Annotated in this window: 9 protein-coding genes; all 9 read right to left on the bottom strand. The window is 39.8% G+C overall.

Features of this window, described 5'->3' with window-relative positions:
- Window positions 1–16 precede the first annotated feature (16 nt).
- The gene (locus ACTJKA_RS06230) at window positions 17–928 is read right to left on the bottom strand and encodes a helix-turn-helix domain-containing protein (protein WP_008344690.1); all 912 of its coding nucleotides are present in this window, start codon (window positions 926–928) and stop codon (window positions 17–19) included.
- Between the two features lie 23 nt (window positions 929–951).
- On the bottom strand, window positions 952–1,743 hold the full coding sequence (locus ACTJKA_RS06225) for a DUF3388 domain-containing protein (protein ID WP_003211480.1): 792 nt from the start codon (window positions 1,741–1,743) through the stop codon (window positions 952–954).
- A gap of 131 nt (window positions 1,744–1,874) precedes the next feature.
- The gene (locus tag ACTJKA_RS06220; protein WP_008344693.1) at window positions 1,875–2,132 is read right to left on the bottom strand and encodes a DUF3243 domain-containing protein; all 258 of its coding nucleotides are present in this window, start codon (window positions 2,130–2,132) and stop codon (window positions 1,875–1,877) included.
- A 73-nt stretch (window positions 2,133–2,205) separates the two neighbouring features.
- The gene (gene ymfI / locus ACTJKA_RS06215) at window positions 2,206–2,934 is read right to left on the bottom strand and encodes an elongation factor P 5-aminopentanone reductase (RefSeq protein WP_440607655.1); all 729 of its coding nucleotides are present in this window, start codon (window positions 2,932–2,934) and stop codon (window positions 2,206–2,208) included.
- A 29-nt stretch (window positions 2,935–2,963) separates the two neighbouring features.
- Complete coding sequence (locus ACTJKA_RS06210) at window positions 2,964–6,083, bottom strand: MMPL family transporter (protein WP_171465339.1); 3,120 nt, start codon at window positions 6,081–6,083, stop codon at window positions 2,964–2,966.
- On the bottom strand, window positions 6,061–6,537 hold the full coding sequence (locus ACTJKA_RS06205) for a MarR family winged helix-turn-helix transcriptional regulator (RefSeq protein ID WP_007499493.1): 477 nt from the start codon (window positions 6,535–6,537) through the stop codon (window positions 6,061–6,063). The genes ACTJKA_RS06210 and ACTJKA_RS06205 overlap by 23 nt, the downstream gene beginning before the upstream one ends.
- Before the next feature lie 151 nt (window positions 6,538–6,688).
- Complete coding sequence (gene yfmH / locus ACTJKA_RS06200; protein ID WP_007499495.1) at window positions 6,689–7,981, bottom strand: EF-P 5-aminopentanol modification-associated protein YfmH; 1,293 nt, start codon at window positions 7,979–7,981, stop codon at window positions 6,689–6,691.
- Window positions 7,978–9,258, bottom strand: coding sequence for an EF-P 5-aminopentanol modification-associated protein YfmF (gene yfmF / locus ACTJKA_RS06195; RefSeq protein ID WP_048002210.1), 1,281 nt, complete (start codon window positions 9,256–9,258; stop codon window positions 7,978–7,980). Before yfmF ends, yfmH begins: the two co-directional genes overlap by 4 nt.
- Before the next feature lie 145 nt (window positions 9,259–9,403).
- A complete protein-coding gene (locus ACTJKA_RS06190) occupies window positions 9,404–12,520 on the bottom strand; it encodes an MMPL family transporter (RefSeq protein WP_125588853.1) in 3,117 nt (1,038 codons plus the stop codon).
- Between the last annotated feature and the right edge of the window lie 255 nt (window positions 12,521–12,775).

Genomic DNA, 12,775 nt, shown 5'->3' with positions numbered 1-12,775 from the left:
AAAGTCATCTACTTGCTTAAGATGACTTTTCCTTTCCTTTATTCACAATCACAATGTTTTGTGTCATGGTGTTTTTAGGGTCTAATTCGTACTTCAGCGTTTCGTCATTGACTTTAATATCGATTCCCGATGCATTTCCTAAGCGAATATCGACTTGGGAAAGATCAGTCAAGTCTGTTTTAAACGATTCGCCATCTTTCAATTCACCCATCTTCAGCACTTTTCCAGATTCGTCTCTCACACGAAGCCATGAAGCTTGTGAGGCAGAAATGGTTAGCTCCATCTCTTCTGCACCTGATACTTCATACGTTGTCGTAGAACCCTCTGTATTCGTCGCCTTCAAAGAAACATCTTCATCGTCTTTAGATGAATCCTTTGAGGAATCGTCTTTTTCAGATGATTTTTCTTGATCATCTGACGAAGCTTTTTCCTTTTTCTTTTGATCCTTTGCAAGCGATGAATCCTTAGACACTTCGTATTTTGATTCTGATTGCTGAGGAGCCGCCTGATTATTTTTTTGTCCGCTATCATGATTAACCGCTTGAACGATCACATAAATGATAGCGATCACCACAAGGATCCCTCCAATGATTAAAATCGTCGGAAGCAGCTCCAGTACCTTTGAGGCAGGCTTTGGCAGCTCTCGTTGCGGTTTAATATTTGATAATTTATCAGACACTTCATCGTTATACGTGCTTGGTACATCTTTACGAAACTCTTCGAACAATTGTTCAGGATTCAGTCCAACGGCTTCGGCATATTGTTTAATAAACGCTCTGACGTAAAATTTACCTGGAATGATATCATAGTTTCCTTGTTCTATTGCTAGCAAATAGCGCTTTTGGATTTTGGTAGCCGCCATCAAATCCTCCAGCGACATCCCTTTTTCCTCTCTGGCCTCAACGAGCCGTTTTCCCAATTCAGTCAAAACAAACACCTACCATTACCATATTAAAAATCGAAGCCAGAAAAACCAGAATGATCAAACACTTGTGGTTCTTCAGCGTGCTCGTATGTAATTTCTTCGTCTGCACTATTACGCAATTCAATGATGTAGTCGAAATCATCCATTGTATATTCTGAATTTTGAATAAAGATATCTGGATGCTCTACCACCTTTGTAGCAGGCAGTCTCATAATTTCTCTTAAAAGCTGCAAGTGCTTTTCAGAACCTCTTCTTGTCGACACAATCCCATCAATAATAAAGACGTTATCTGGGCTGTATTCATCTGCAATCAGCTGACTGCGAATGGTCTGTTTCAAAAGAGTCGACGATACAAACAGCCACCTCTTACTTGCACATACACTTGAAGCAACAATTGATTCTGTTTTTCCAACCCGCGGCATGCCGCGAATTCCAATCAATTTATGTCCTTCTTTTTTAAATAATTCAGCCATAAAATCGACAAGTAGACCAAGCTCGTCCCTTTCAAAACGGAACGTCTTTTTGTCATCCGCATCACGCTGAATGTATCTTCCATGACGAACAGCTAAACGGTCACGAAGTTTTGGCTGTCTTAGTTTCGTTACTTTTATCGTTTCCATTGTATTTAAAATTGATTCAAGCCGCTTAATTTGGTCTGTGTGGTCACATCGAAGAAGCATGCCGCGTCTTGATACATCAACACCATTAATTGTCACAATATTAATTGAAAGCATCCCCATTAAAGAAGAAATGTCTCCTAAAAGTCCGGGACGGTTCACCTGTATCTCATATTCAAAATACCATTCGAGCTTTGCCAAATGATATTACCCCCTTCATTGTGGCAAATTTTTACCTTCCTTTATCATAAAGCATTTTCACATTTTTAGAAAGCACAATGTTGCTAAACGGTTAAAATAAAAAGAGAGGCACAAACGACCTCTCTTTTTGTTTAGTGCGAGCTATTATTTTCAACTAGCTTGACCATCATGTTTGCAATGGCACGCTGCTCATCTTCTGATGCAACGCTCCAAAGGTCAGAAAGTACTCTTTCTTGCTCATTCTTTGCTTCAACTTCATTAGCCAGGTATCCGCCAATTTCATACGCAAGGTTATTGATGGTATCATCTGATAAACCTTTATCCTGTGCATGATTTAAACGGTCACCTAAAAAGTTTTTCCAATGGTCCCAGCTCTCAAGTACAGACATGTCGATTCCTCCATTCGAAAAGATGAATTACAGCCATAGCTTTTGTCATGGAGAGACGAATTATACACGTTTTTTAACAGTACCAGCCGCCATTGACAGATAAAATTTGACCTGTGATATAACTTGACTGCTTGGAGGCAAGAAACCAAATGGCATCGGCTATCTCTTCAGGTGCGGCAAGACGGCCTAGTGGAATCTCCTCTTCCATCATCGCAAGGTCTTCTTGTGTGAAGCTTTTCATCATATCAGTCTGAACCGCACCTGGTGCGACTGCATTTGCTCTAATTCCACTTGGGGCAAGCTCTTTGGCAAGCCCCTTAATGAAGGCATTTTGAGCACCCTTGACCATACTGTACAGTACTTCACACGAGGCACCCGTTTCCCCCCATATTGAGCTAACCGCAATAATATGTCCTGACTTTTTTTGAATCATGGCAGGCAAAATGGATTGGGTAAGCTCATATGGACTTGTCACATGAAGCTGCACCATGCTGGCTAGAACTTCTTTTTCAGTATCTGTCACTAAACCAACATGACTCTTTCCGCTATTTAAAACAAGAATATCTGGATCAAGCGGCAGGCGGCTGACAAGCTCTGCTGCTCCGCCTGTTTTCGCTAAATCAGCTTGAACGACGTACGTTTCTACTTGATATGTTTCTTTGAGATCGGCGGAAAGACGATTAGCCGCTTGTTCATTTTGATGATAATGGAGCATCAGATGGCAGCCTTCTTGGGCAAGCTTTTTGGCTGTCGCCTGCCCAATTCCGCCACTGGCACCAGTAATTAGTGCCCAACGACTCATACTTTGTTCCTACTTTCTTTATGGAATCCTTATTCTTTTCGTTTAAATGGGAACCAATTCGCTGATCCGAACAATTTGACCATCACAGGTACGAACAATGGTAGCACAACGAGTGCATACAATAAAAGTCCAGTTAGAACAAGTGTTGCAATTTGTAAGAGTGACAATACACCTGAAGGTAGCATCGCTGCAAATGTTCCTGCCAAAATGACGGCAGCAGACATAATAACAGATCCCATATTTTTCATTGATTCAGTCATGGCAAACTGGATGTCTTTTGTTTTGTATTCATTGAACCGTTCCATTAAGAAAATCGAATAATCGACTCCAAGCGCCATTAAGATGACAAAGCCAAAGAATGGAACAGCCCAGTTGATGCCCGGATATCCGAAGAAATGGGTGAAAATAAATTCTGTTACACCAATGGCGGTAAAGTACGTTAAAATCAGCGATCCAACTAAGTAAAGCGGCATCACGAGAGAACGGAAGAGAATCACTAGTATTAAGAAAATACCGATCATCATGTAAAGAACCGTCTTATTGAAGTCTTGGTCTGACAGCTGTTTTAAATCAGCGTTCATACTTGAAACACCAGATACGCCAAATGAAACATCTTTTAGGTTTGTTTCAGGAAGTGCACGTTTGACCGAAGCTTCTACTTGTTTAATTGTTTTCATGGCGTCGTTTCCATATGGATTGTCTTCTAAAATGACGTCAATCTTTGTCATTTTGCGGTCATCAGACATATAGGAATCGAACACTTGCTTGAAAGCTTTGTTTTTCAGGACATCTTTTGGAATAAACCAACCGGCCATGTCTTGATCTGGCGCGTTTTTCAGTTCATCTAAGTAGTCTCCTGCACCCATTAAGCCGTTTGAAATTTTCTCAAGGCCGTCGACACTTTTGTTTAGACCATCTGTCAGCTTGGTCAGATTGTCACCAAAGCCGCCAATTTTTTCTTTCATTTGTTTTTGACCATTAATGATGTCGCCGGCTCCATTTGCAAGTTTAGGCATACTATCAGCTAACTGCCCTTGGCCTTTAGACGTTTGATCTAGCCCGTTTTCAATGGCTTCTAAGCCAGCAATCAGCTCATCAATTTGATTTGTAAACACTTTTTGCTGCTCTGAAGCTTTTGCGATAAAAGCATCTGCTGCTTCAAGCTGTTTTTTTGCTTCTTTTGCTTGTTTTGCATAGCTGTCAGCCTGTTTGGCTCCTTCTTGCAAGGTAGTAGAAAGTTCCTTATATGAAGCTTTGATGGCTTGATATGATTGGTTTTCTTTCACCTGCGGAATTTGCTGCTCAAGTGTACTGAATTGTTTATTCGCTTGACTGATCAAAGCTTTCACATCCGCTGCGGCAGAGGATGACGTATCGACTTGTGCCAATGCTGCTTTTAATTCTTTAGAAATGCTTTTATACAGTGCCACTTGCTGATTCACTTGTGCGACTTGATCTGTTAATTCCTTTTTCGCACCCTTTATTCTTTCTTTAATTTCAGAAACACCTTTTTTGTTTTGATCGATATAGGTTTGCAGTTCTCTCATCGTTTTTTCGACGTTTTGAATACCTGATTTTACGGATTCAGTTCCAGAAATCAATTTGTTAATGCCTTTTCCTGATGCTTTAATTTGTGGTGTTTGATCCTCGATGGATTTACTCATGGTTGTAAGAGCATCTTGGATCTTTTTCAACCCTTCGTTACTTTTATCAAGCCCGCTATTTAGCTCTTTGGCTTGAGATTTCACGTACAGATCATTCAGTCCTTTACCAACAGGACGAGTGGCACTTCTTACTTTACTCACGCCATCTGTTTGTTCAATAGCGCGGCTTAGTTTTTCAACAGCAATCAGACCTTCGTTATTGTCTAAAAGATCGGATGATTTCACGACAACGGTTGCTGGAAGGGCTTCACCTGGTCCAAATTTGTCAGAGATCGTATTAAATGCATTGACGGATTCGTATTTATTGCCGATTTCGTCTAGGTTGTTATATGAAAGTGTTCCTTTATACATGAGAATCGCTGGAAGGGTAATAATTGCAACGATTAGCAAGCTGAGAAGTGGTTTCATAAATGAAAAACGACCGGCTGTTTCCCACATTTTCGATTGCGGGTGGGCAATATCGCCTTTGATCGGCCAAAATAACACTTTTCCTAAAACCGCCATAAAGAATGGAACGACAGTGAGCAATGCCACAATTAACACGGCAACACCAACCGCCACGGCGACAGCTGATTTATACAGTTGGAATTCGGCTAAACCGATACACGTAAAACCAATGAGGACAGCAATTCCGCTGAATAAAACGGTTTTACCTGCCGTCTTATATGTTGTAATAATCGCCTCAACCTTATCTTTTCCGTGAGATAGTTCTTCTTTAAATCGGCTTAGCAACAGGATGCAGTAGTCGGTTCCAATCCCAAACATGATGGCGACCATAAAAATTTGGGTAAAGGTCGAGAGCGGAAAATCAACATACTTTACTAGGTAAGCCACAATGGATTGGCTGACCAAATAGGAAAGCGCTACGGCCACTAAAGGAACGAACGGTGCCACTGCGGATCTAAAGACAAGCACAAGAACAATTAAAATAAACCCAATTGTAATGAATTCTGTTTTTTTCAGACCTTCTTGTGAGCTTGTGATGACATCATCGTCGATTAGCGGCTGCCCTGTCATTTCAAATTTCAGGTTCAGGCTCTTAAGCTTTTCATTGACTCTTTCTTTAAAATCGGATGCTTTGATTTTGTTCGAGTCGTATGTAACTGGAACAAGAAGTGTTGTTTGATCTTTAGAGAGCATCTGTTTTTTAATATCTTTGTTTGCATCAAAATAAGAAGTGATGTCTTCAACATGGAGATCTTGATCCTTTTCTAAAATCTCCATCGCTTTCTTTAAAGAGGCTTCTCTTTCTTTAACGATATCCTTTCCTTGAAAGACAATGACGATCGATTTTTCCGTATCACCATTTTCAGACATGTTCTTTAATAATTGATCGGCGTAGGAAGAAGGATAACCATCTGGAACAGAAATCTGCCCTTTTTCTTTTGTTAATTGCGCCATATTAGGAGCGGTGATTAATAATACAGCCGCTAGTACGACCCAAAGGATCGTGATCAGCCATCTACCCTTTATGATTGCTCTCATTACTATGTTGTGCCTCCTCTTCGATGATAATCTGATAAATCTTTTCATATGTTTGAATAAATGATTCGATTTCTTTTTCATCAAACTTTTCTAAATATGACCGAACAAGATCCTGAAGCTGCTTTTCCATTCGGCTGACCACGTCTTTTCCTTCGGGCGTCACATAGAGATGAACATTTCTTCGATCAGCTTGATCATGCTCACGATAAATATAATCTTTATTAAAAAGACGATTGGTCATGGATGTCACAGCACTTTTGTTGACATTACATTCGATGGCAAGGTCTGTTGATGTACATCCTGGGTGTAAATTGATGTATCGAAGCGAGTAATATTGATCAAGTGTCAGTTCTTTATCGAGCTTTTCCGTGATCATACTCGATACTTTTTTCTCCATCATGAGATAGACGTCCGCATATCTCTGGATGAGTTGGGCAATTTTATTTTGTACCATATGCTGCTCCTTTAGTTTGATTGTTTAACTATTAAAGAGTTTAACTAATTACCGAAACAATTGTCAATCAATATCTTCGCATATAAAGCGCTTTCTTTATCTGGACACAAAAAAGACAAACTCTTATACGTTGAGTTTGTCTTTTTTTCATTTATTTTGCTTTCGGCACGACTTTGAAAACTGACATTCTTTCTTCATCAATTTCTTCGTCTAAGATTGCCTGAATATCTGTTAATTGGATTTGCTCCAGTACTGGCACGACATCAAATAAGCTCATTTCTAAGAATGCGTATCGAGTGAATTGATTGGCGATGTACTCTGGGGAGTTCATCGCTTTTAAAAAGCTGCCAATTTTTTTCTTGCGAGCAAGTTCAATCTTTTCTTCTGTGATCAGGCTTTTTGCTTGAAGAAGCGTTTCTTTTAATTCATCTGCGAGTTGATCAGGGTCATTTGTGTCTCCGCCAACTGAAGTGAAGCCAAAACCGCCTTCTTCCGTATAATCGTAGCTGAAGGTCTCATCAATTAAGCCTTTTTCATACATACGCTCATATTGCAGAGAACTTTTACCAAACAATGTCTCTAAAATAAGATTCATGCCAAGCTCATGTTTGAGGAGCTGTTTTCCTTTTTTATGCGGGTTTTTCGTTTTCAAACCAAACATACATTTAGAACCTTGTACATTCATTTTCAGTTCGTATTCTTTTCGGTATACACGATCAGGTTCATTGATCTCTTTCCGCTGAATATCCGGCTGATCGGTAAATGGTTTTTTTGCCTGATTCGCTCTTACTTGGTCTAAAATTTGCGCCGGATCAACAGGACCCACTACAAAAAGAAGCATATTGCTTGGGTGATAGAACGTTTCGTAGCATTCATATAAATGGTCTTTCGTAATGGGCGCAATGCTTTCAACGGTTCCAGCAATATCAATTCTCACTGGGTGCTCTTGATAGAGGTTTTCGATCAGACCAAAGAATAAACGCCAATCTGGATTGTCATCATACATGTTGATTTCTTGACCAATGATGCCTTTTTCTTTTTCGACCGTTTTTTCAGTAAAATAAGGCTCTTGCACAAAATCAATGAGTGTTTCAAGATTCTGTTCGACATTGGCCGTGCTTGAAAATAAGTATGCCGTTCTCGTAAACGTCGTAAATGCGTTTGCGGCTGCTCCCTGTTTACTAAATGTATGAAACACATCACCATCTTCTTTTTCAAACAGCTTATGCTCTAAGAAATGGGCAATTCCATCAGGCACTCGGATCATGTCTTCTTTGCCAAGCGGAACAAATTCATTGTCGACAGAGCCATATTTTGTTGTGAAGGTTGCATATGTTTTGTTAAACCCTTGCTTTGGCAGCACATAGACGTCTAGTCCGCTGTCCATTTTTTCGTGATACACCGTCTCTTGCAGCTGATCGAATTGAATTGTTTTCACTGTCATGAAGCACCCTCCGTTCCTTTAAGAAAATAGGTCGTATCCCATTCGATTTTTTGACCCACTTTGATGATGTCCTCTTTTGTCACTCTGTCTAACGCATCTAAAAAGGAATCGAGGCTCTCCCCTGTTGGCACGACGGCATGCTGATATAAGTATTCCGCTGTTCCATAAGACGTATCAATTGTTTCGAGCAACTGGTTTTTGACGACAGCCTTTGTCTGTTCAATTGCTTCATCAGAAAAATCGCCTTTTTGCATGGCATCAAATTGTTCTTTGATGATGTCTACTGCCTGCTGATAGTTGCCGACTTCAATTCCTGACATGACCATCATCAAACCTTTAAAGCTCTCAAGTCTAGAAACAGCATAGTACGCAAGACTTGCCTTTTCGCGCACATTGATAAATAGCTTTGAATGCGAGAAGCCGCCGAATATGCCATTAAACAAATGCAGCGCCGGATAATCTTTATCCGCTATCGTTGTATGTGTGCGAAAACCAATGTTTAGCTTTCCTTGTTTTACGTCCTCTTCATCAATGACTTCTTTTGGCTCTATTTGTAATCTTGATGATTCGGTATTTTGTTTGACCGGCTCTCTTTCACTTGTTTTAAAGTATTGCGAGACCATTCGATTGATGTCTTGTTCATCAACGTCTCCCACAACATAGAGATCCAGCTGGTTTGACTGAAGTGCATGCTCGTATGCTTTAAAGAGCGCTTCTGACGTAATCGCTTCGACGTCTTCCATTTCACCATTGACGTGCAGTGCATATGGCTCACCTTTACACATTTCCTGCACAAGTCTTAAGTTTGAATAGCGCATTTTGTCATCATAAACGGCTTGAATGCGCTGTTTCAATGTTCGTTTTTCTTGCTCAACGTACAATTCATGAAATACCCCGTTTTCCACGTACGGGTGGAATAATAGTTCAGAAAGTAAGGCAATCCCTTTTTCTAGTAAAGGGGTTTGATCCTTTAAATATTTTTCATTCGCCATTTCTAGACGAAAGGTAATGATGTGATTTTCACCTTTTTTCGCCATGTCTGCGGAAACGGTCGCCCCATAGAGCTCGTCGAAATAAGCACGAAGCTCTCCCGTTTTCGGCATTTTTTCTGTTCCTCTTAAAAGCACATGCGGGAAAAGAGAACGCATGGTGACGTCATCTTTGGATAAAGGCGCAAGCATTTTAAAAAGGATCGTCACGGTTTTAAATTTTTCTGTTTTGACAATATGAGTATGAAGACCAGGTGTATCAAATGTCTTCTCTTGTAAGTACGTCATGAGAAACCTCCTTTGTTCATCCTATTTATTATGTATTAGAACATAGCTGATATATACGTGAAACAGCCATTTAATAGTCATTATATCAATCAGAGGAAAGGATAGGAAATAAAAACGCCTCTGCTAAAAGCAGAGACGCAGGTTGTTATTTCATTCTAAACGGCCACCAATTCCATTTTCCAAAGATGCGAACCATGACCGGGATAAAGAGTGGTAGAACAACAAAAGCATATAATAAAAGTCCAATGAGTACGACCGTTGCAATTTCAACTAATGATAATACACCCGAGGGCAGCATCGCAGCAAAAGTACCCGCTAAAATAGCAACTGCTGAAATAATGACCGACCCCATATTTCTCATCGCTGATATCATGGATGCTTGAACATGCTCTCCCTTCCATTCATTAAAACGATCCATGAGGAAGATCGAATAATCAATGCCGAGGGTCACAAGGATCACAAAGCTGAAAAATGGAACAGCCCAGCTGACACCATCGTAGCCAAAGAATGTTTTGAAAATCCATTCTGTTAAGCCAATGGATGTAAAATACGTTAATATGAGTGACAGTGTTAAGTATATCGGCATGACGATTGACCTTAATAATATAACTAAAATAATAAAGATACCAATTAACATGAAAATAACCGTTCTAATAAAGTCACCGTCTGACGTTTCTTTTAAGTCAACATTTAAACTGGAGATACCAGATACACCGTAGTTGGCGTTTTTCAAACCACTTACAGGTAAATATTGATCAAGGGTTTCTTCAATTTTTGCTACACCTTTCATTGCTTCATTGCTGTATGGATTTACATTTAAAATCACTTCAAAGGTTGTTAATTTACGATCTGGGGACATATACGTATTAAATATTTTCTTAAATTCATGGCGTTTCAGTACTTCTTCTGGTATAAACCAGCCCGTTACTTCTTCATCTGGTGCTTCCTGAAGCTGTTTTAAGTAGCTGTCCGCCTCGGTAAAGCCGCTTTTTACTTGCTCAAGTCCGGAAATACTTTCATCTAATCCATCTGTTAATAGTGAGAGTTTAGATGATAGCTGGTTAAACCCTTTTTTCACGGCTTTTTGGCCATCAGTCAGTTGATCTGCACCATCTTCAATTTTAGGCATTTCTTTGATGAGCTGTTTTTGTCCTTTATTCGTTTCATCAAGACCATCATAAATTTGATCTAGACCTGTCATCAGCGCCTTTACTTGTTGTTTGATTTCTTTTTGCTTGTTTGAGAACGTTTGAATGACTTGATCTGCTTTCTTGATCTTTTGTTTAAAGGCAGATGCTTCCTCTTCATAGACGCTCATTTGCTCTCCAGCTTGATCGAGCATTCCTTTTGTGTCTTTGAATACTTTTTTGATTTCTTTATATTCATTCATATCTTTGATTTCTGGAAGCCGGTTTTCAAGCCCTTCAAATGATACGTTTTCATAGGATTGTTTCACTTTCTTAATCGTTGTCATCAGTTGCTCATTTGATGTTGCGTGACCTTCGAGTGTGCTTACGACTCGTTCAAGGTCTTGAATCATGGTTTCACTTCTGCGGTATTCTTGCTCTAATTCTTTTTTCGCTTGTTTGATTTCAGTGCGAATGGTTCCTACGCCCTCTTTACTGCGCCTCACACCATCCTCTAAAGAAATGAGTGATTTCCTCACTTCTCCGATCCCGCCTTTGATGGCTTTTGTCCCATCAATCAATTGATCAATCCCTTTAGCGGATTCTTCAATTTTTGGTTTTTGTTTGAGAAGTGCTAAGTTTGTTTCGGTCAAGCCATCTGTAATTTTCCCGATGCCCTCATGACCTTTCCCAAGCTCTCCTCCTAGCTCTTTCGCTTGAGAGGTAACATAGAGCTGACTCAACCCATCTCCAACTGGGCGAGTGACACTGCGAACCGCTTTTACTTCCTCAATGTCACTTAACTTACGGGTCAGTTTTTCAATCATGACGATCTTTTCTTGATTATCGAGCTCATTGTCACTTTCGACAAGCACATTCAGCGGCAGCGCTTCACCAAAGCCAAATTGCTCAGATATCGTATTAAATGCAGACACTGACTCATACTTTGTCCCAATCTCATTTAAACTATTATAAGAAAGAGTGCCGTCATACATCAGAATTGGAGGAACAGTGATGAGTGCAACTACCCCTAAGCTGATGAGCGGTCTTTTAAATGAAAAGCGCCCAGCCCATTCCCAAATCTTACTTTGTGGATGACGAATGTTTTCTCTTTTAGACGGCCAAAAAAGGGATTTTCCGAAAACCGACATAAAAAAGGGAACGATTGTGACAAGTGCAATGAGCAGAATGCCAACGCCTACGGCAACGCTGACGGCTGATTGGTACAATTGGAATTTTGCGAAACCAATACTTGAGAAGCCGACTAACACAGCTAAGCCGCTGAAAAAGACTGTTTTCCCTGCACATTGATACGTGATGATAATCGATTCTTTGACATCACGCCCCTGACCAATCTCCTCTTTAAAACGGCTTAACAGTAATATACAATAATCCGTTCCTATACCGAACATAATAGCTACCATAAAAATCTGAGTGAAATTAGACAGAGGAAATGGTGTATATTCTACGAGAAAAGCCACAATACACCGGCTGACAGCATAAGAAATGCCAATCGTAATAAGCGGAACAACAGGTGCCAGTATCGATCTGAATACAATTATTAAAATAAAGAAAATAAAAATCATCGTAATAAGTTCAGTTTTCTTCAGACCTTGTTGAGAGCTTTTAATGACATCTGAGTCCACAAATTTTTGACCTGTCATTTCATATGAGACGTTGTAGGGCTTTAAAACTTCCTCAATTCGTTCTTTAACCTTCACAGCTTTTGTTTCGTAGTGGTCGAATTTGAATGGAACAAGAAGTGTACTTTTATCCTTTGATAAAAGTTGTTTTTGAATGTCACGTTCTACATGAAAATACGAAGTAATTCCGTCAATGTGGAGTTCTGGGGCATGTGTCATGAGTGCAGCTAAAGCCTTTTTTAATTCCTGCTCTTTGGCAGGGAACAAATGTTGTTCGGAGAATACAATCACACCAGTATCTTTTTTCCCATTATGATCTGAAAGCTTATCCAATAAGTGAAGTGCCTCAGCTGTTGGTGTCCCCTCTGGAACCTTTAACTGCCCTTTTTCTCTTGTTAATTCCTCTAAATTGGGCGCAGTAATAAACAGAATCACAGCTGTTATCATCCACACCATTAATACAATCCATCTTGCTTTAATTATTTGCAACATAGCTGCTTCAAGCTCCTTCTAGTTCATCAATCAATTTGCTGTTTTTGAGCGTGTCTGAAGTGCTGACTTCGTCTCCATCAACGTGCTAATGGCAGGATGACCTATTCAATTGTCCTTTCGTGTTGAAGAAACGCATATCCATCATCAGCCACGAGCTCAATTTCTGCCTTAAACAAAGACAGAAAATGAATGTTTTTGAACACCTCCTATTTGGGATAATTTAAAAGATATTACTATACATTAGTTTAACTATCA

Source organism: Bacillus sp. 22190, assembly GCF_052045575.1.
GTDB lineage: Bacteria > Bacillota > Bacilli > Bacillales > Bacillaceae > Bacillus > Bacillus altitudinis.
The sequence above is the reverse complement of the archived record's forward strand: the minus strand, read 5'-3'. Positions and strand labels throughout refer to the sequence as shown.

Excerpts from the sequence above, each read along its gene's own strand:
- ymfI (WP_440607655.1), bottom strand. The coding sequence starts at position 2,934 with ATGAGTCGTTGGGCACTAATTACTGGTGCCAGTGGCGGAATTGGGCAG.
- ACTJKA_RS06210 (WP_171465339.1), bottom strand. The coding sequence starts at position 6,083 with ATGAGAGCAATCATAAAGGGTAGATGGCTGATCACGATCCTTTGGGTC.
- ACTJKA_RS06220 (WP_008344693.1), bottom strand. The coding sequence starts at position 2,132 with ATGTCTGTACTTGAGAGCTGGGACCATTGGAAAAACTTTTTAGGTGAC.
- yfmF (WP_048002210.1), bottom strand. The coding sequence starts at position 9,258 with ATGACGTACTTACAAGAGAAGACATTTGATACACCTGGTCTTCATACT.
- yfmH (WP_007499495.1), bottom strand. The coding sequence starts at position 7,981 with ATGACAGTGAAAACAATTCAATTCGATCAGCTGCAAGAGACGGTGTAT.
- ACTJKA_RS06190 (WP_125588853.1), bottom strand. The coding sequence starts at position 12,520 with ATGTTGCAAATAATTAAAGCAAGATGGATTGTATTAATGGTGTGGATG.
- ACTJKA_RS06205 (WP_007499493.1), bottom strand. The coding sequence starts at position 6,537 with ATGGTACAAAATAAAATTGCCCAACTCATCCAGAGATATGCGGACGTC.